Genomic DNA, 23,203 nt, shown 5'->3' on the forward strand with positions numbered 1-23,203 from the left:
CGCAATGGCTACTCCGTGTGGGACAAATAAAAAATTATGCTTTTTTTTACACAGAAATATACTTAAAAAATTTGATTTTAATCCAACCCAAGTGAGAGAACAAGCGAAAGAGAATGGGTAGTATAGAATCTGAAGTATCAATGGAAAGAATAGCCATTATTGGTGTGTCAGGACGCTTCCCTGGGGCTAATAATGTTGAGGAATTTTGGCACAATTTACAAGCAGGAATAGAATCAATTTCTCAGCTTACAGATGAAGAATTATTATCAGCAGGTGTTGCTCCTAATTCTTTAGATGATAGTAACCATGTAAAAGCAAGTGGTGTTTTAGAAGATATAGATTTATTTGATGCTGGATTTTTTGACTTTAATCCTAAAGAAGCAGAAATCACAGATCCACAGCATCGCCTATTTTTAGAATGTGCTTGGGAAGCCTTAGAAAATGCTGGTTATGACTCCAATAGATGTGAAAATCGCATAGGAGTTTATGCTGGTGCTAGTTTGAGCAACTATTTATCTGTTGATTTAAATAATGACCAAGTTGGCTCTGCACAGTGCTATCAAAAATTAATTGGTAATGATAAAGATTTTCTGACTACCCGTGTTTCTTACAAATTAAATTTAACCGGACCAAGTATTACTGTTCAAACGGCTTGTTCTACCTCATTAGTCGCAATTACCCTTGCTTGTCAAAGTTTAATTAATTATCAATCTGATATGGCTTTGGCTGGAGGAGTTTCAGTTCGAGTTCCTCACAAAACAGGCTATTTGTACCAACCAGGAGGAACTTTATCTCCTGATGGTCATTGTCGTGCTTTTGATGCCAAAGCACAAGGAACAACTGTTGGTAATGGTGTGGGAGTTGTTCTACTTAAGCGCCTGGAGGATGCGATCGCTGATGGAGATAGCATCTATGCAGTAATTAGAGGTTGGGCAATTAACAACGATGGTTCGCTCAAAGTTGGTTATACAGCCCCTAGCGTTGATGGACAAGCAGAAGCGATCGCAGAAGCAATCATGTTATCAGGGGTTGAACCTGAAAGTATCGGCTATATTGAGGCTCATGGTACCGGTACAACTTTGGGCGATCCCATTGAAATAGCCGCTTTAACTAAAGTTTTTCGTAGCAGTACCCAGAAAAAAGACTTCTGTGCCATTGGTTCTGTAAAGACAAATATCGGTCATCTTGATGCTGCGGCTGGAGTTACAGGGCTAATTAAGACAGCTTTAGCACTAAAACATCAACAAATACCACCAAGCCTGAATTTTGAACAACCCAACCCTGAGATTGATTTTGCCAATAGCCCTTTTTATGTAAATACAAAACTGACAGAATGGAAAACTGAAGCATTTCCTCGTCGCGCTGGTATCAGTTCTTTAGGGATGGGAGGAACAAATGCCCACCTAATTCTGGAAGAATCTCCTGCACTATCCGATTCTACTGCTGCTCGCCCTTGGCAATTATTGGTCATTTCTGCCAAAACTGAGACAGCATTAAACGCTGCTAGCTCCAATTTGGCTCAACACCTCATAGATCGTCCTAATTTAAATCTAGCGGATGTTGCTTATACACTGCAAATAGGACGCAGGGAGTTTAATCATCGTCGCATCCTAGCGTGTCGGGATATACTAGATGCCGTCAGTACATTACAAAATCCCGATCCTCAAAGGGTTTTCACTAATTATCAAGAATCATACGACTGTCCAATTACTTTTATGTTTCCCGGACAAGGCAGTCAGTATGTCAACATGGGTAAACAACTTTATGAAACCGAAGGAGTATTTCGTGAATATGTGGATCACTGCTGTTTAAAGCTTAAACCTGTATTGGGTTTAGACTTGCGTGCAGTCATTTACCCATGTGAGTCTGATGAGAAAACCGCACAAGAACAACTCAAACAAACTTATCTAACCCAGCCAGCATTGTTTGTAATTGAGTATGCCCTAGCTCAGTTATGGATGTCTTGGGGTATTGTTCCAAAAGCCATGATTGGTCATAGTATCGGGGAATATGTGGCGGCTTGCATTGCTGGTGTCATGACTTTGGAAGATGCATTAAATCTAGTCGCCATTCGGGGACAATTAATGCAGGAATTACCAAGAGGAAGTATGCTATCTATTCCTCTACCAGAAGCTGATATTTTACCTCTACTAAATGAAAATTTATCTTTAGCTACTAAAAATACGCCTTCTTCCTGTGTAGTTTCAGGAACCGACAAAGCTGTAGATGAACTGGCTGAATATTTGGTTACTCAAGAGGTAAAATGTCGCCGCTTGCATACCTCCCATGCTTTCCATTCCCAAATGATGGAACCGATTTTGCAGACATTTACAGATGAAGTCAAAAAAATTAGCCTAAGCCCTCCGCAAATTCCTTACATTTCAAATCTTACTGGAACCTGGATATCTGCAGAAGCAGCTACGGAAGCGACTTACTGGGCAAGACATTTACGGGAAACAGTAAGGTTTGCTGATGGTGTATCTGTATTAACACAACAGCCGCAGCAGATTTTACTAGAAGTCGGACCAGGGAGAACTTTATCTACTTTATTCAAACAGCAATCCTCGCAACAAGTAACTGAGCAAATAGTACTGTCTTCATTGCGACATCCCAAGGAAGAAAAAGCAGAAAAAGCAGATCGAGCATTTTTACTGACTACCCTTGGTCGTCTATGGCTATCAGGAGTTTCTGTAGATTGGTCTAGTTTTTATACTGCCGAACAACGTCACCGTGTCCCCTTACCTACCTATCCTTTTGAACGTCAGCGTTACTGGATAGAACCTCGAAAAAAATCTAGTGATTCTCCTGCTGCGAACCAGAAAAAGCCCAACATCGCAGACTGGTTTTATACACCAGTTTGGAAACAAGCGATTGCACCCCAAACTGTGAAGTTAAAAAAACAGAACTTAGAAAAACAGAACTTAGAAAAACAGGTACTAGTATTTGCTGATACTGCTCGAGTAGGAAAACAGCTAGCCAAAAATCTGCAAGATAATGACAGTAATGTGATTACCGTCTATCCAGGAGAGGATTTTAGCAAACTGAGTGCAGGTGAATATAGGATCAACCCTAACCGTCCTGATAATTATGATGCTCTGATTGCACAATTGCAATCTTTAGGTCAAATCCCAGATGCGATCGCTCATTTTTGGAATATCACATCACCAGAGCAAACAACATCAGGAATCGAGTTTTTTGAGAATTTTCAAAATAGGGGTTTTTACAGCCTGCTATTTTTAGCACAGTCTTTGAGTAAGGAAAATATTACTCAACCTATAGATATCTTAGTTGTTAGCAACAATCTATATGATGTCACAGGTTTAGAGATATTAAGTCCGGAAAAAGCAACTGTTTTGGGGATGTGTAAAACAATTCCCCAAGAGTATGCAAATATTTCCTGTCGCAGCATTGATATTGTCCTTCCCGTAGCTGAAACTGTTGCAGAAAATCAACTTATAGAGCAACTTATAGCAGAATTAAACAGTAAGCCATCTCACCCGGAAATTGCCTACCGTGGGCATCATGGCTGGGTGCAAACTTATGAACCTCTCCGTGTAGATGATATTACGGATACGTCCAGGTTGCGGCAAGAGGGAGTGTATTTCATTACTGGTGGTCTTGGGGGTATCGGTTTAGAAATTGCTGAGTATTTGGCTCAGACATTCAAAGCAAAACTGATATTGGTTAGTGCTTCAGCTTTCCCTAAAGCAGATGAACGGGAACAATGGCTGATAACTCACGACCAAGAAGATAGAGTCAGCCGAAAAATAGGGAAAATACAGGATTTAGAGCAACTGGGAGCAGAAATTCTGACTCTAAGCGCTGACGTCGCTAATGAAACTCAAATGCAGGATGCGATCGCACAAGCTGTAGCTCGCTTTGGTCAGATAAATGGGGTTATTCATGCTGCTGGGCTCAAGTTATTTAAAACAATTGAAGAGATAAACAAAAGCGAATGTGAACAACAATTAAGAGCCAATGGACACGGGCTGTTTATTTTAGAAAAAATATTGCAAGGAATCGAGTTAGATTTCTGTATTTTAATCTCTTCCTTGTCATCTATTTTAGGTGCATTGGGTATGGCAGCTTATCCAGCCGCTCATGCTTTTGCAGATGCTTTTATTTATAAACATAACCAAACTAATTCTACACCTTGGATGGCTGTGAACTGGGATAACTGGTTAACTAAGCAATTGGCTACAGAATTGGCGACAAAACCAGAAATTTCCACTGAATTTTTCATGACCAATCAAGAAGGTGTTGAGGTCTTTCGACACGTTTTATCTTTAAATAAAGTAAATCAGATAGTTGTTTCTACAACTGATTTACAAGCCAGAATCGAACAGTGGATTAAGCCTTCAGAAATTGTCAATCAAACTAATTCAACAGCATTACATTCTAGACCATACCTGCAGAATAACTATGTTGCTCCTAGAAATGAAACAGAGCAAACCATCGCTAATATCTGGCAAGAAATTTTAGGGATTGAACAGATAGGCATTGAAGATAACTTTTTAGAATTAGGTGGCGATTCTCTTTTAAGTATACAAATTACTGCTAGAGCTAATAAAGCAGGTTTACGGTTTACAAATCAGCATTTGTTTGAATACCCGACTATTGGACAGCTAGCAGAAATAGCGACAAGAACGCAAACAGTTTTGAGCGAACAGGGATTAGTACAAGGAGAGCTACCCTTAACACCAATTCAACAGTGGTTTTTTGAGCAAAATTTACTAGACGCACATCACTGGAATCAAACAGTAGTTCTAGAGATGCAACAATCCCTCGAACCACTCATGTTGGAGCAGATAATTCAACATTTATTGATACACCATGACGCCTTGCGTTTGCGTTTTCGAGAAGAAGGATCGGGTTGGGAACAAGTAAATGCTAGTATGGAGGAAGTTGTACCTTTTGCACAGATAGATTTATCCGGACTCTCACCGCAGCAGCAAGAACAGGCATTTGATGCATCTGCTGCAGAGATGCAAGCTAGTTTAAATCTTACTGCTGGTCCAATTGTACGGGTTGCTTACTTTGATTTTGGTACGGAGCAATCAAGCCGTTTATTGTTGGCTATTCACCATTTAGCCATTGATGTTGGTTCTTGGCAGATTTTGTTAGAGGATTTAGAAACTGCATACCAACAACTAAGCCAAGGAAGGGTTATTAAGTTACAGCCGAAAACAACTTCGTTCAAGCAGTGGGCTTTACGTTTAACTGAATATGCTCAGTCAATAGAGTTAGAAAGAGAACAGGTTTATTGGTTAGCAACTGAGCGTGATTGGGTATCACCATTACCAGTAGATTATCCAGATGGTGACAACACAGTCGCATCAGCCCAAACTGTTTCTGTTACCTTGAGTGCGGAGCAAACACAAATATTACAAGAAGAGATTGCTACAAATTATCGAGTCCAATTAGAAGATATTTTAATTGCAACTTTAGCGCAAGTATTGAGTAAATGGACTGAGAGACAATCATTATTAATAGATTTAGAGGGAAATGGCAGAAATGTCATTTTCGATGATGTCGATTTGTCCCGTACAGTGGGTTGGTTTACTAATATTGCTCCTGTACTGTTGGAAATTGGGGAAGTTGAACAAGCTCGGGAAATCTTAAAGCAGGTCAAAGAGCAACTACGTAGTTTTCCAAATCAGGGTTTGGGTTATGGAGTTCTGCGCTACCTTAGTAACGATGAAATAATTACAGAAAAATTGCGATCGCAACAACTTGCGGAGGTACTTTTCCTTTACCTTGGGAACTATGAGCAAACTGTACCTAAGTCTTCTTTATTCAAATTATCGCCAAAATCTAGCGGTTTATCTCGTAGTCTGCGTGGGAAACGCAGTCACCTCATAGAAATTAATGCCTTGATAGTCCAAAATCAACTCAAAGTTGACTGGATTTACAGCCAAAATGTACATAGTCAAGAAACAGTTGAAAGTTTAGCTCAAGATTTTCTATCAGCTTTATTTTCTCTGTTCAGTAATGCTCAGTCTTCTTCAGAACCAAACTATACACCTTCAGACTTTGCGGAATTTGAATCTAGCCAATGGAAGCAAGATGATATTGATGACATTATGGCAGCTATCAATAAAACTGAAAATTAAATAATTCTGAATTTGGAAATAGTACACTATTACTGAGGGAAAATAAAAATGCTAATGAGAAAAAGAATTGAATCATTACAAGAGTTAGAATTAGAGTTTCCTACTATTGACGATTGCACAAACTTATAAAAACAAGCTAATTTAATCTCTAATAAGTATCAGTAATATAAACTAAATACTTGAGAATTAATGAAAAATATTGAAGAATTCTATCCACTCTCACCAACACAGCAGGGCATACTTTTCCACACTATTTATGCCCCAGAATCAGGAGTGTATGTTGAGCAGTTAAGTTTTGATATTCAGGGAGATTTAAGCATCTCTTCATTTCAACAAGTATGGCAGCAATTAATTGAAAGACATCCCATTTTGCGAACCTCTTTTATTTGGGAAGATATTAAAGAACCCGTACAGGTAGTCCATAAACAGATAGACTTACCTTGGCAACAAGAAGATTTGTCAGGGATAGATATAATTGAACAGCAAAAGCTTATTGAGACTCATTTACTCACAGAAAGGAAGCAGGGTTTTGAAATTTCCCAAGCGCCATTAATGAATTTAAAATTACTCCATTTAGCGGAGAAAAACTACAAATTTATCTGGACTCATCATCACTTAATACTAGATGGCTGGTCTTCATCTTTACTGCTTCAAGACTTGTTTACTTGCTATCAGGAATTAAGCCAAGGTAAAGATATAAGTTTGCAAAAACATCGTCCTTATCGAGACTATATAGCTTGGTCACAAAAGCAAAATCTATCAAAATCAGAAACTTTTTGGAAACAATATCTTAAAGGTTTTACCACAGTTACTTCTTTGGGTGTAGAACAGAATTTTAACAGCCAAGTTAGCGAGAACAAAAATTATGCTACATCGGTATTGCGTTTATCAAATATAGAAACAGCCGCTTTACAGTCTTTCGCTCGACAACAACAACTAACACTAAATACTATAGTGCAGGGAGCATGGGCAATTCTTCTTAACCGTTACATTGGTGAGAATGATATTGTTTTTGGTGGTGTTGTATCTGGTCGTCCCACTACTTTAACAGGTGTAGAATCAATGGTAGGAGTGTTTATCAACACTTTGCCAGTAAGAGTAAAATTTAATCCTCAACAACTTCTCATACCTTGGCTTAAACAATTACAGATACAACAAAATGAGGTACGTCAGTATGAATATACTCCATTAATAGAGATTCAAAAGTGGAGTGAAATTCCAGCTGGACAACTTTTATTTGCAAGTATATTTAATTTTCAGAATTACCCTATAAATTCTTCATTACAACAACCAATACATAATCTCAAAATATCTAATGTTAATAGTTTTATTCATCCCCACTATCCGCTTAATATTTCAGTACAAGTAGATGCAGAATTATCACTAGAGGTTTTTTACGATCGCCACCACTTTGATGATGATAAAATTAATCGTATGTTGGGGCATTTAAAGACCTTGTTGTTGGGTATGGTCACAAATCCCCAACAGCATATTGGTGAGTTACCATTGCTAACAGCTACAGAACGTTATCAATTATTAGAAGAGTGGAATAATACACAAGTTGATTATCCGCAAGACCAATGTATTCATCAGCTATTTGAAGCACAGGTGGAGAAAACGCCTGATGCTGTAGCAGTGGTATTTGAGAATGAGCAATTAACCTATGAAGAACTTAACAACAGAGCAAATCAACTAGCTCACTATTTGCAAAAACTGGGAGTAAGACCAGAGGTATTGGTGGGAATTTGTGTAGAGCGATCGCTAGAAATGGTAGTGGGACTATTAGCCATCCTTAAAGCAGGTGGTGCATATGTACCACTAGATCCCAGTTATCCTCAAGAACGCATATCTTTTATATTAGAAGACACTCAAGCGCCAGTATTACTAACTCAAGTCTCGCTTTTAGAGGAAATACCCCAACACAAAGCTCAAGTCGTTTGCTTAGATACTGATTGGCATCTAATAGCCCAACAAAGTCAAGAAAATGTATGTTCTGAGCTAACTACTGACAATTTAGCTTATACCATCTATACCTCTGGTTCTACAGGTAAACCTAAAGGCGTACAAATTCCCCACAGTGCCTTGAGTAACTTTTCGTACTCCATGAGGCAAGCCCCAGGATTAACATCCCAAGACACATTACTAGCAGTCACAACTTATTCCTTTGATATAGCCGCATTAGAACTATTCTTACCGATCGTTGTAGGCGCTCGCTTAGTAGTAGCAAGTCGGGAAGTAGCCTTAGATGGAATACAATTGTCAGCGAAAATAATTGATTCAGGAGCAACAGTAATTCAAGCCACACCAGCAACATGGCACTTACTTTTAGCATCAGGTTGGGACGGTAATGATCGATTAAAAATTCTTTGTGGTGGCGAAGCTTTATCTACTCACTTAGCTAGTCAAATATTACAGCGATGTGGTTCTTTATGGAATATGTATGGTCCTACGGAAACCACCATTTGGTCTACAGCATCTGAAATTAAACCCGATGGCAAGATAATACCAATTAGCAATCCAATTGGGAACACACAGCTTTATATCCTAGACCAATACAGTCAATTAGTTCCTGTGGGCATAATAGGTGAGTTATGTATCAGTGGCGAAGGACTTGCACGAGGTTATTTCCATCGTCCCGACTTGAGTGCAGAGAAATTTATCCCCAATCCCTTTAGTGAAGATAAAGAAAGCGGGCGTTTGTATAAAACCGGGGATTTAGCTCGATATTTAGCCAATGGAGACATTGAATATTTGGGGCGTATTGATAACCAAGTAAAAGTCCGTGGTTTTCGGATTGAACTCGGAGAAATTGAAACGGTAATCAATCAGTACCCAGGAGTGAGAGAAACCGTAGTTACGGTACGGGAAGATTCAGTAGGTTCTCAACAAATAGTTGCTTATGTAGTTCCTCAAAAAGAACAAACGCTGGCAAGTTCTCAACTACGTAGTTTTTTAGAGTTAAAGTTACCAAACTACATGGTGCCGTCTGCTTTTGTCGTATTGGAGGCACTACCACTAACACCTAGTGGTAAGGTTGACCGTAAAGCTTTATCCGTACCGGAAAACACCAGTTGGGAATTAGGAAATGCTTTTGTTGCTCCCCGTCACCCTGTAGAAGAATTATTAGCGGGAATCTGGAGTCAAGTTTTGGGTATTTCCCAAGTTGGTATTAATGATAACTTCTTTGAAATTGGAGGACATTCTTTATTAGCCACTCAGGTTATTTCTCGTATTCGCAAAACTTGTGCAGTGGATATATCGCTTCAGCGTTTATTTGAATTCCCAACTATCGCACAACTAGCTAAAGACATTCAACAAGCAAGCAGCAAGAATATTTCTTCAATTACACCTGTTCCTCGTACTGAAAATTTACCCCTATCATTTGCCCAAGCTAGATTATGGTTACTCGAACAGCTAAAACCAGGTAGTTATATTTATAATATGCCTGCATTAATTCGCCTTGTGGGTGATTTGAACATAGAGGTGTTGGAGCAAAGTATTAATGAAATTATTAATCGTCACGAAGTTTTACGTACTAACTTTGTTTTAGCAGATGAGCAACCATTACAGAAAATTCTCCCTAAGGTGCAGTTAAAAATATCTGTAGCGAACTTACGGGAATTGACGGAAGCCGAACAAAAAGCAGAAATTAATCGTTTTAGTGTGGAGGAATTTCAACATCCCTTTGATTTTACTCAAGCACCGTTGCTTAGGTGTAAGCTCTTGCAAATAGGGGAACAAGAATATATTTTGCTGTTCGTAATTCACCATATCGTTTTTGATGGCTGGTCAACAGGTGTATTCATTCGGGAGTTAGCAACACTGTACACAGCTTTTGCTATGAGAGAAACCTCTCCTTTACCAGCATTACCTATCCAGTATGCAGACTTTGCAGTTTGGCAACGTCAACATTTGCAAGGTGAAAGACGGGAAAGTTTGCTTACCTACTGGAAGAAGCAATTAGTAAACTTAACTGTATTGCAGCTACCCACAATCCGTCCCCGTCCAGAAGTAAAGACGAACCGGGGTGCTAGTCATAATTTTGTAATACCTGCGTCAGTGGTGCAAAAAGTGCGATCGCTCTCCCAGGGTTCGGGTGTAACCTTATTTATGACACTGCTGGCAAGTTTTAAAGTCTTATTGCAACGCTACACTAATCAAGATGACATTATTGTTGGTACAGATGTTGCTAACCGAAATCAAGCAGAACTTGAAGAATTAATCGGCTTCTTTGTTAACTTATTAGTCCTACGCACCGATTTAAGCGGAAATCCTACCTTCCTAGAATTACTACAACGTATTCGCACCCAAACGTTAGCAGCTTATGCTCACCAAGATTTACCCTTTGACGAATTAGTTAGAGAATTAAAACCCGAACGTCATTTAAGCAATACAGTTCCTTTATTCCAGGTGTTATTTGTCCTGCAAAATACACCAACCTCAGCTTTAGAATTACCAGGACTCACCTTAAAATTATTAGAAACCGAAAACAATATAGCTAGATTTGATATAGCCTTATTCCTCACAGAAACCGAGCAAGGTATAGAAGGTAAATGGCAATATAACGCTGATTTATTTGTTTACGATACTATCACTCAGTTGACAAATCACTGGCAAACATTAATTAACAGCATTGTTAACCATCCTCAAAGTCATATCAATACATTAGAAATGCTTACAGAAGCAGAGAAGGTAGAACAAAATATGCAAAAACAGGAACGTAAATCTGCGAAAAGAAAAAAATTCATGAGTATTGCTCCCAAAGCTGTTAGCTTGTCAGTAGAGGAATTAATTAAAACAGGTTACCTACAAGAAGAGCAAAAATTTCCCCTCGTGATTCAGCCTAATAGTTCAGAAATCGATTTTATATCTTGGACTGAGAATAATCAAGAATATCTCGAAAAAGAATTATTAAAACATGGAGCAATTTTATTTAGAGGTTTTAATATTCAATCTGCTTTAGAGTTTGAAAATTTTGCTCAAACAGTTTGTCCAAATTTATTTGCAGACTATGGGGACTTACCCCGCACAGATGAAGGGGGGAAGATTTATGGTTCCACACCTTATCCAGCAGACAAAACTATACTTTTTCATAATGAAAGTTCCCATTTACATTGCTTTCCCTTAAAAATTTGGTTTTACTGCGTTCAACCTGCTGTAAGCGGTGGGGAAACCCCTATTGTGGACTGTCGTAAGGCTTATCGATTGCTCAATCCTCAATTACGAGAAAAACTAGCCAGTAAACAGCTAATGTATGTGAGGAATTTTGCAGATGGTTTAGATGTTAGTTGGCAAAATTTCTTTCAAACTACAGATAAAAATAAAGTAGAAAATTACTGTCGTCAAGTAGGGATAGACTTTGAATGGTATGATAATAATGGATTAATAACTCGACAAATCCGTCCAGCTTTAGCAGTACATCCCAAAACTAAAGAACCCGTATTTTTTAATCAAATTCAATTGCATCACATCTCCTATTTAGATACAGATGTTCGAGATTCACTGTTATCTATATTTGGAGAGTCAAAGTTACCCCGTAACGTTTACTTTGGTGATAGTAAGCCAATTACAGCAACAGAAATTGCTGAGATTAATATAGTTTATCAACAGTCGCAAGCTAGTTTCCCGTGGCAAAAAGGTGACATAATTATGTTAGATAATATGTTGGCTGCTCATGGCAGAAATCCGTATATTGGACAGCGTAAAATCGTTGTGGCAATGGGAGAAATGATTAACGGTAAAAATATCAATACACCTTAAAAATTTGTAGCTAAGTCTGGTAAATAAAAATTCTGAATTTAATAGTCTTTAACTAATATGCAAGTTCAAGAAATTACTGGTTTTCAGCTCTCACCACAACAAAAAAGACTGTGGGATTTACAACAAAATAGCTCTACTTTTTGCTGCCAATTTAGTATTTTAATAGAAGGTAATCTACAAACGGAGATACTGCAAACAGCTATTAAGCGAGTTGTCAATCGTCATGATATTCTCAAAACAAATTTTTCTTACTTAGCTGGAATCAAATATCCAGTTATGGTAGTTGCAACGGAGAGTGTATTTAATTGGGAATATCAAGATTTAAGTGATTTATCAGAGTCAAAGATTGATACAAGAATTCAAGAGTTATTTCGTGTAGCTAGGCAAGAATATCAAAATTTATCCCAAGACTATCCACTGAGTTTATTTTTAATTAAAAAATCACACGAACGACATATTTTAATTATTACCTTGCCATCATTATGTGCTGATACAAAAACAATTAAAAATCTAGTTAATCAAATTAGTCAAGCTTACATCCAATGTTGTCAGGGTAAAAAATTTAGCCAAGAATATGTACAATATGTACAGTTTTCAGAATGGCAAAATCAATTACTTGTAGATGAAGATGCCAAGACAGCTAAGGAATATTGGAAGAAACAAGAAATTAACTCTTTATCAGCGTTAAAGTTACCTGGTGAACGACGAGAAAATAATGAGGATTTTGTTAGTGATAAATTACAACTAACTTTAAGTCAAGAATTAACCGAAGCAATTTTCGACTATAGTCAAAATCATCAAATTTCCGTCGATGTTTTATTATTATCTTGTTGGCAAATTCTAATATGGAGATTGACAGGAGAGTCAGACATAGTTATTGGTACAGCCTGCGATCGCCGCGATTATGAAGAGCTTGATGATACATTAGGATTGTTAGCAACTTGCCTACCAATTAAAACTAAATTTACATCTAATTTAAACTTTACACAAGTATTAGCAGCAGTAACGCAAACATTAGAAAGTGCTACAGAATGGCAAGACTATTTTGTGCCTGAAGCTGTAGAGACAAATGATTTGATGGCTTTTCCAATAGGCTTTGAGTTTGCAAACATTTCTGAAACTAAGTTTGATAGTGCAGAAATATCATTTACTTTACAAGAAATCTACAGTTTCATTGAAGCTTTTAAAGTAAAACTGACATGTTTACAACGCAATCATGGTTTGATTGCAGAATTTTACTATGATATCAACTACTTCTCAAAAGAAACAATTCAAAGACTAGCTCAAAATTTTCAAACATTATTAATAAATATTATCAATAATCCGGAAATACCTATTAGTCAATTAGGGATACTCAGCACCAGCGAACACCAACAATTATTAATTGATTTTAACCAAACACAGAATGATTACCAGCGAGAAAAAGGTATTCATCAGTTATTTGAAGAACAGGTAGAAAAAACACCCGATCGAGTTGCTGTTGTATTTGAAAATGAAGAACTAACTTATGCACAATTAAACTTTAAAGCTAATCAATTAGCTCACTACTTACAAAAACTAGGAGTAAAATCAGAAGTAGTAGTAGGAATTTGTGTAGAGCGATCGCCCAAATTTATAATATCCTTATTAGCTGTTCTCAAAGCTGGTGCTGCTTATCTCCCACTCGATCCCAGCCTTCCCAATGAGGCGTTACAGTTCCGCTTACAAGACGCTCAAGCATCGATTTTAATTAGGGAACAGGGAAATATAGAAAATATCTGTATAACAGAGGTTAACTTAGATACTGATAGGAAGATTATTTCTCAAGAAAGTACAGAAAACCCCATCAATAACATCCAGCTAGAAAATCTAGTTTATGTAATTTATACTTCTGGTTCAACAGGTAAACCAAAAGGCGTTGCGGTTGAGCACCAACAGCTACTTAATTACCTGTACGGAATTTTACCAAAACTCCAACTTCCTGCTAATGCTAACTATGTAACTGTTTCTACCTTCGCTGCAGATTTAGGCAATACCGTAATCTTCCCCTGTTTGTGTAGTGGTGGGTGTTTACACATTGTAACTTGGCAACGGGCATCCGATCCAAATGCATTAGCAGGTTACTTCCGTCATCATCCTATCGACTGTTTGAAAATAGTTCCCTCCCAGTTAGCAGCTTTATTAAGTTCCGAGTGTTGGGAGATTTTACCTCGTCAGTTACTAATTCTCGGTGGTGAAGCAGCAAATTGGAATTTGATTGAGAATATAAAACGTAATGCACCTCGTTGTCGAATTCTTAATCACTATGGTCCTACAGAAACAACAATTGGCGTATTAACTTACTCAGTAGGAGAGAAAGTTCAGGAAACTGCAACAGTTCCCATCGGTAAACCCATTGCTAATACACAGGTTTATATATTAGATGTACACCTACAGCCAGTTCCTTTAGGAGTCGCAGGAGAACTGTATATTGGTGGTGAGTCTTTAGCGCGGGGTTATTTAAATCATTCTGAATTGACTAATGAAAAGTTTATTAATAACCCTTTTAGCGATACTCAGCAGCGATTGTACAAAACAGGCGATCGCGTCCGCTATCTATCGGATGGTAACTTAGAATTTCTCGGTCGCCTCGACGAACAGGTGAAAATAAGAGGCTACCGCATTGAACTAGGTGAAATATCAACAACCTTGAGTCAACATCCAGCAGTACGAGAAAGTGTGGTAATTGCTAGGGAAGAGACATCAACACAAAAGCGTCTTGTCGCCTATATAGTCCCTAAATCTCATTCAGTATCAGATCGTGACTTCCGCAACTTCTTAAAAGCAAAGTTGCCTGAGTACATGATACCTACATCCTTTGTTATCCTCAAAGCTTTACCTCTGACAGTTAATGGTAAATTAGACCGTAATGCTTTACCTGAACCAGAAGAAGTAGTCAGCAGAGAAACAAACTTTATTCCTCCCCGTACTCCTGTCGAAGAAGTATTAGCAGGTATTTGGGCGCAATTGTTGGGTGTACCACGGATAGGTATTGAAGATAATTTCTTTGAATTGGGTGGACACTCCCTGTTAGCGACTCAAGTAATTTCTCGCATCCGCACCAGCTTTGGTGTAGAAATTCCTTTACCGCAACTGTTTGAATCTGCAAATTTAGTTGCACTAGCAGCACAGATTCAAACAGCAATACGGGGTGAGCAGCAAGAAATTAAAACTATCACTCCTGCTCCTAGAGATAAAAATCTTCCCCAATCTTTTGCTCAACAAAGATTGTGGTTTTTTGACCAATTTGAACCGGGTAGCCCTTCATATAATTTACCTAGAGCAGTGCGTTTACAGGGAAAACTGAATATCAATGCACTTTCAGCCAGCCTCAACGAAATTATCAAACGACATGAAATTTTACGGACAAGTTTTGCGATCGCAGATGGTCAACCAATCCAAATAATTTCTGATTCCATAAACTTAAAATTACCAATTATAGATTTACAAAATCTTTCACCTCAACAGCGAGAAGCAGAACTATACCGGTTAGCCAAAGAAGAAGCACAAACGGGATTTGACCTCACTCAAGCACCATTATTAAGGGCGAGACTCCTACAATTAGATGCAGAAGAGCATGTAATTTTATTAACCCTACATCATATAATTTCTGATGGTTGGTCAACGGATATATTAATTCGGGAAGTAGCCACACTATATACAGCTTTCTGTGTTGGTAGACATTCCCCCTTGCCACAATTACCGATACAATATGTAGACTTCGCGGTTTGGCAAAGACAATGGTTAGAGGGAGAAGCATTAAAAAATCAACTTGCTTATTGGCAAAAACAATTATCAGGTGAATTACCTATATTACAAATACCTACCGACCGTCCTCGTCCCACAGTTCAGACTTATGCTGGAAAAAACCTATCATTTGTCTTACCAAAAAGCTTAAGTGAGGACTTAAAAACCCTATCAAAGCGAGAAGGTGTCACTTTATTTATGACACTTTTAGCAGCTTTTAAAATTTTGTTATATCGTTACACAAGTCAAACAGATATTTTAGTAGGTTCGCCTATTGCTAACAGAAATAGATCGGAAATTGAAAATTTAATTGGCTTTTTTGTTAATACTTTAGTATTGCGAAGTAACTTGTCTGGTAATCCTACTTTTCACAATCTACTCAAACAATTACGTTCAGTAGCACTAGGAGCTTATGCTCATCAAGATTTACCCTTTGAGAAGTTAGTAGAGGAAATACAGCCAGAACGTAACCTGAGCCATAATCCTTTGTTTCAGGTAATGTTTGTGTTGCAAAATGCAGCAATGAGAAAATTGGAGTTACCTGGATTAGAGGTAGAGTCCCTAGAAAACAACGGTACAATAGCAAAGTTCGATCTAACTTTAGTGGTAGAAGATGTAGAGCAGGGATTAGTTGCTAATTTTGAATACAATACCGATTTATTTGATGACATAACGATTTCACGTTTAGCTACAAATTTTGAAGTTTTACTGACAGGAATTGTGGCAAATCCTCAGCAGCACCTTGGGGAGTTACCTTTGTTGACTACTGCTGAAGAACACCAATTAGTAGAGTGGGGTAAGGGTAAAACTAGTCAGCAACCGGAATTATGCTTACATCAACTATTTGAAGCCCAGGTAGAAAAAACGCCAGACGCAATTGCAGTAGTATTTGAAGACCAAAAATTAACCTACAAGGAACTCAACGCTAAAGCCAATCAATTAGCACATCACTTGCGATCGCTAGGAGTAAAACCAGAGGTATTGGTAGGGATTTGTGTAGAGCGATCGCTAGAAATGGTCATCGGGTTATTAGCTATCCTCAAAGCGGGTGGTGCATATATACCTTTAGACCCGAATTATCCTAAAGAAAGATTAAAATTTATATTAGAAGACACTCAAGCACCAGTATTGCTAACTCAAGTCTCGCTTTTAGAGGAAATACCCCAACACAAAGCTCAAGTCGTTTGCTTAGATACTGATTGGCATCTAATAGCCCGACAGGGTCAGGAAAATCTATTATGTAAACTAAATACTGATAATCTAGCTTATACCATCTATACCTCTGGTTCTACAGGTAAACCCAAAGGCGTACAAATTTTCCACAGTGCCTTGAGTAACTTTTTGTACTCCATGAGGCAAGCACCAGGATTAACATCCGAAGATACATTACTAGCAGTCACAACTTATTCCTTTGATATTGCAGCATTAGAACTTTTCTTGCCAATTATAGTTGGTGGTCGCTTAGTAATCGCCAGTCGGGAAGTAGCTTCAGACGGAATGCAGTTGTCAGCAAAAATAACTGACTCAAAAGCTACAGTCATGCAAGGCACACCAGCGACATGGCAGTTACTTTTAGCAGCAGACTGGGATGGTAATCATCAATTAAAAATTCTCTGTGGTGGCGAAGCTTTACCAAGTAACTTAGCTAGTAAACTATTACAGCAATGTGCTTCTGTGTGGAATATGTACGGTCCGACAGAAACTACTATTTGGTCGGCAGCATCCCAACTCAAAACTGATGGTGAGATAATACCAATTAGTAATCCGATTGCGAATACGCAACTTTACATCCTAGACCAATACAGTCAGTTAGTTCCTGTGGGTGTAGTGGGCGAGTTGTGTATCGCTGGACAAGGACTTGCAAGGGGGTATTTCAACCGCCCTGATTTGACAGCAGAGAAATTTATCCCCAATCCTTTTAGTACAGAAGCAGAACTTCTGTATAAAACCGGGGATTTAGGACGCTATCTGCCCAGTGGAGAAATTGAGTACATTGGTCGAATTGATAACCAAGTAAAAGTACGTGGTTTTCGGATTGAACTAGGAGAAATTGAAGTAGTAATCAGCCAATACCCAGTAGTACGAGAAACCGTAGTTGTAGTACGTGAAGATTCGGTAGATTCTCAACGAATAGTCGCCTATGTAGTTCCTCACAAAGAACAAACAATGGCAATTGCTCAATTACGTAACTTTTTAGAGTCTAAGCTACCAAACTACATGGTGCCGTCTGCTTTTGTCACATTAGAGGCATTACCACTAACACCTAACGGTAAAGTTGACCGTAAAGCACTACCTGTACCCGAATTAATCCAAGTATCATCATCTAATATAGTCCCTGCTTCCACGCCAATTGAGAATTTATTAGCGGGTATTTGGGCAGAAGTACTTGGTATAGATAAAGTAGGAATTGATAATAACTTCTTTGAATTAGGAGGACATTCCTTAATTGCAACTCGTGTAATTTCCCAAATCCGGCAAGTATTTCAAGTAGAACTTCCTTTACGTTATTTATTTGAAAAACCAACAGTTGCAGGACTAGGAAAAGAAATTGAAAAAGCAATTAAGTTAGATTCACCAGTTGAAGCGACGAGTATTGAGCGGATTCCACGTTCGCAAAAATTACCACTATCATTTGCCCAACAACGACTGTGGTTCCTAGCCCAATTAGAACCAGACAGCCCATTCTACAATATTCCTGCAGCTGTTCGGCTACAGGGAGAATTAAATGTAGAAGCATTACAACAAAGCTTGAACGAAATTGTGCGCCGTCATGAAGCGCTCAGAACTAATTTCCAAACAATAGAAGGTCAAGCAGTAGCTGTGATCTCGGAACAAAAGCCCCTAACATTACCAATACTAGATATCAGTTCCTTGAGTGCTTTTGAACAAGAAGCTGAAGTTAAAGAACAAACTACAAAAGAAGCACAACAACCTTTTGACATTAGCAGCGATCATCTACTTAGAGTAAAATTATTACGTCTTAGCGAACAAGAACATATAATACTACTGACAATGCACCACATTGTCTCTGATGCTTGGTCAGTTGGTGTATTAGTACAAGAATTTTCTTTATTTTATTCTAACTTCTGCAATGAGGAACCCATCTCAAAAGAAGAACTACCAGTACAGTATGTAGACTTTGCAGCTTGGCAACGACAATGGCTGCAAGGAGAAGTACTCGAAACTCAGATATCTTATTGGCTCAAGCAGTTAGAGAACGCACCAAAAGTATTAGAATTACCCACCGACTACCCAAGACCAGCAATTCAGACTTACCGGGGTGCGACCTATTCATTTAAGTTATCAAAAGAATTATCTATAGCTTTAAATAAATTAAGCCAGCAGCAGGGAACTACATTATTCATGACCCTGTTAGCAGGATTCCAAACACTACTATGGCGTTATACAGCCCAAGAAGATATTCTAGTTGGTTCGCCGATTGCTAACCGCAATCGAGCAGAGATAGAAGGGTTAATTGGATTTTTTGTGAATACCCTGGTTTTACGAACTAACTTAGCAGGAAATCCAAGCTTTGAAGAGCTATTAAAACGGGTACGGAAAGTAGCACTAGGAGCTTATGCACATCAGGACTTACCTTTTGAGTTGTTAGTTGAACAACTCAAAGTAGAGCGAGACTTAAGTCATGCACCACTATTTCAGGTGATGTTTGTACTTCAAAATGCTCCAATGTCCGCTTTAGAGTTGCCTGGTCTAACTTTAACTTCTTTGGAAGGTGATAGAGATACTTCTAAGTTTGATTTAACTCTATACATGACAGAAACATTAGAAGGGTTAGTTGGAAACTTAGAATACAATACTGACTTATTTGAGGTAAATACGATACAAAAAATGGTGGTTCATTTACAAACGTTGCTTGAAGGGATTGTTGCCAATCCACAACAACGTTTGTCAGATTTACCAATATTGACGGAATCTGAACAGCATCAGTTACTGCACGAGTGGAATAATACAGAAGCTGAATATCCCCTTCAATGTATCCATGAATTATTTGAAGCCCAGGTAGAGAAAACGCCGGATGCGGTGGCAGTAGTATTTGAAAACCAACAGCTGACCTACCGGCAGTTAAACCAATGGGCAAATCAACTAGCACATTACTTACAGTCTCTCGGAGTTGGTTCAGGAGTATTGGTAGGAATCTGTTTTGAGCCATCCTTGGAGCAGGTGGTGAGCTTGATAGCTGTTCTCAAAGCCAATGGCGTATATGTACCGTTAGATCCAAATTATCCGCAAGAACGATTGTCGTTCATGTTAGAAGATTCCAATGTGCATATCCTGTTGACCCAGGAGTCTTTTACCGAAAAAATTTCTTCTCAAAACGCTCATATCGTCTGCCTAGACAAAGATAAGGGTACCATTGGTAGAGAAAGCGTTGAAAATTTAAATCGTCAAACAACACTGGATGACCTGGCATACGCAATCTATACATCCGGTTCCACTGGAAAACCCAAAGCCGTTCTTGGCAAGGTTCGTGGCATTGTCAATCGTTTGCATTGGATGTGGGAAACTATACCATTTGCAGCAGATGAAATTTGCTGTCAGAAAACTTCCATAAATTTCGTCGATCATGTTGCGGAAATATTTTCTCCCCTTCTGAAAGGGATTCCACTGATGGTGGTTCCAGATAATATACGGGGCGATATTCCCCAGCTAATGAGCTTGTTAAGCGATCAAAAGATAACTAGAATTGTTCTGGTTCCATCGTTGCTAAAAGCGATGCTAGACAGTGCACCCCAACAACTGACAAAACTTCGATATCTCAAATATGTCTTTTGCAGTGGTGAAGCCCTTCCACTAGCCTTGGCTGAGGCATTTAACCAAAAACTCAGTTCTGCCAGATTGTTCAATCTCTACGGCTCTTCAGAAGTTGCTGCTGATGTTACATGCTTTGAAGTTAATTTCTGGGAAACGCGCCAAAGAATACTGCAATATTTCGAGCCAGAAGTTGTTCGTGATGCAACCCAAAAGCAGGTTCTTCACCAGAAATCTTTTACCAAACCTGGGGTGAGTCCAGAAATGCTGGCTACACAATTTCAACGGAGCGAATTGCCCTTATATCCTTTAACAGTTGATGATTATTACGATAATTTTTCCCAAGAGGTGCTTCCATATACAATCGATACGGGGTCTCCTACATATATTGGGCATATGACATCCGCTTTGCCTGATTTTATGCATGATATGAGCAAGATGATCTCGCGATTGAACCAAAATCTGGTTAAAATTGAGACATCAAAGTCTTTGATATTTTTGGAAAGAGAGGCGATCGCCATGTTGCATCGTCTTGTTTATGCATTTTCTGGTGAATTTTACGAGGAAAATATTCAGCGGAAAAATCGAAATCTGGGTATCATAACAACTGGCGGTACAACGGCAAACATCAGTGCTTTATTGTGTGCGCGAAACTCAGGATTGTTAAGCAAAGAAAATTCTTGGGAGTTATCAAAAGAAAGCCTTTATAAGATTCTGAGTAAAAAGGGATATGACGATATCGTCATAATTGGCTCTCGACTAATGCATTATTCTCTCAATAAAGCAGCTTCGATATTAGGTCTGGGGACAGATAACATTGTTTTTATTGACAGTACTGATGACAGGAAGTTAGATCTCAATCTGCTCAAAGAAAAAATCCGCGAATGCAGGAGAAGTAAGCTTTACATCCTAGCTCTTGTAGGTATCGCTGGAACAACAGAAACTGGTGAAATCGATCCTTTATTTGAAATGGGCGATATCGCTCAGGAATTCGGCATTCATTTTCACGTAGATGCAGCTTGGGGTGGTGCGACGATATTTTCCGACAAGCATAAAGGAAAATTGAAAGGGATTGACAAAGCTGATTCTATAACTATCTGTGGGCATAAACAGTTATACCTACCCCAGGGTATTAGTGTTTGTCTGTTTAAAGATCCGCAGATGTTAAACTTTGCCGAAACCACAGCCCGTTATCAGGCTCAGCGAGATACATTCGATGTCGGACGATTTACGATTGAAGGATCGCGTTCGGCAATTTCATTATGTTTACATGGGGCACTTCATATTATCGGTAAAAAGGGATACGAGATTCTAATTAACAATGGGATAGAGAAAGCCCAATATTTTTCCAGACTTATTGAGCAGTTGGAACCATTTGAACTGATAATGGAACCAGCTTTGAATATCGTTAATTATCGATATATTCCTGAGGATTTAAGAGCAAAAGCAACACAAAAATCTTTGAGTGACTATGATATCCAAAAAATTAATCAACTAAATACACAAATACAAAAAGAACAGTTTGAACAAGGACTGACTTTTGTATCCAAGACCACTTTGATGGACAGTTCTTATGATACAGACAAAAAAATTGTTGTATTTCGGACTGTTTTATCCAATCCGAATACGACTGCTACAGATTTACGGAGTGTTCTTGAAGATCAACTAAGAATTGCAAATCAAATTGAAGCAAGAAGTAAAGAAAAAGGTGATACAGAAGCTACTGTGGAGTATTTTGAAGCTATACATTTGCAGTTGGCGGACGATCCAAAAACAGATATGGGAGAAGCTCTAGAAGAATATTTGAAAAAAAATACGATTCCGATTGGAAAACCAATTTCAAACACGCAAATTTACATCCTGGACAAGTATGGCAGTCTTCTCCCGCCAGGTGTTATGGGTGAGCTATATGTAGGAGGAGATGGACTGGCACAAGGATATTTGAATCTGCCTGAGTTAACCCAGGAAAAATTTATTCCTAACCCATTTACAAAGGATAACAATAAAACTGAAACGGCAGCAGAAGCAAGATTATATCGGACTGGCGACCTAGCCCGTTGGCTACCAGATGGCAATATCGAATTTGTAGGGCGTATCGATCACCAAGTGAAGATTCGCGGTTTTCGCATCGAACTGGGAGAAATTGAAGCAGTTATTAGCCAACACCCAGCAGTGCAAGAAGCTGTAGTCTTAGTCAGGGAAGACTCAGTAGATTTTCAACAAATAGTCGCTTATGTAGTTGCTCAAAAAGAGCAAACACTAACAATTACCGAACTACGGGAATTTTTAGAATCAAAGTTACCAAACTACATGATTCCGAATGCTTTACTTTTATTAGAGGCACTACCATTAACACCCAATGGCAAAGTTGACCGCAAAGCACTACCTATACCGGACCAAGTACGCCCTGAACTGGAAGCGGTTTATATACCACCTCAAACTGAGGTAGAAAAAACTATTGCTAATATTTGGCAAGAAGTTCTTCGTATTGAAGAAGTTGGTATTTATGATAATTTCTTTGAACTAGGCGGTCATTCATTGCTTGTGGTTCAAGTTCACAGTAAGTTGCAAAAAATATTTCAGCAACTTTCATTAGTTGATATTTTTCAATATCCAACCATCAACTACTTAGCCAAATATTTAACTCAGTTACAAGAGAAAGAACAATTTGTTCGAGAAAATGTTCGTCAAAACAAAAGTCGCACAGCTTCAATGAATCGTCGGAAACAAGCTCGGCAAAATTATCGGATTACAAAACGTAAATCTAATGAAAAATAAAGAACAAAGGCTATTCA

The 23,203-nt window shown here is 38.5% G+C and carries 3 protein-coding genes; all 3 read left to right on the forward strand.

What is annotated here, in order from left to right; genetic code table 11:
• Positions 1-113: 113 nt before the first annotated feature.
• The 3 genes from BC008_RS23525 to BC008_RS23535 all read left to right on the forward strand — a co-directional run bounded on the left by BC008_RS23525 (position 114) and on the right by BC008_RS23535 (position 23,186).
• A complete protein-coding gene (locus tag BC008_RS23525; RefSeq protein ID WP_027842332.1) occupies positions 114-6,113 on the forward strand; it encodes a type I polyketide synthase in 6,000 nt (1,999 codons plus the stop codon).
• 189 nt (positions 6,114-6,302) lie between these two features.
• Positions 6,303-11,873 carry a non-ribosomal peptide synthetase gene (locus tag BC008_RS23530; RefSeq protein ID WP_058183913.1) on the forward strand — a complete coding sequence of 1,857 codons (5,571 nt, stop codon included), beginning with the start codon at positions 6,303-6,305 and terminating at the stop codon, positions 11,871-11,873.
• 57 nt (positions 11,874-11,930) lie between these two features.
• On the forward strand, positions 11,931-23,186 hold the full coding sequence (locus BC008_RS23535) for a non-ribosomal peptide synthetase (protein WP_058183914.1): 11,256 nt from the start codon (positions 11,931-11,933) through the stop codon (positions 23,184-23,186).
• Positions 23,187-23,203 lie beyond the last annotated feature (17 nt).

It is taken from the genome of Mastigocoleus testarum BC008, assembly GCF_001456025.1.
In the GTDB taxonomy this organism is placed as follows: Bacteria; Cyanobacteriota; Cyanobacteriia; order Cyanobacteriales; family Nostocaceae; genus Mastigocoleus; species Mastigocoleus testarum.

Bases quoted from the DNA above. Each gene is read 5' to 3' on its own strand.
- BC008_RS23525 (WP_027842332.1), top strand. From the start codon at position 114: ATGGGTAGTATAGAATCTGAAGTATCAATGGAAAGAATAGCCATTATT.
- BC008_RS23530 (WP_058183913.1), top strand. From the start codon at position 6,303: ATGAAAAATATTGAAGAATTCTATCCACTCTCACCAACACAGCAGGGC.
- BC008_RS23535 (WP_058183914.1), top strand. From the start codon at position 11,931: ATGCAAGTTCAAGAAATTACTGGTTTTCAGCTCTCACCACAACAAAAA.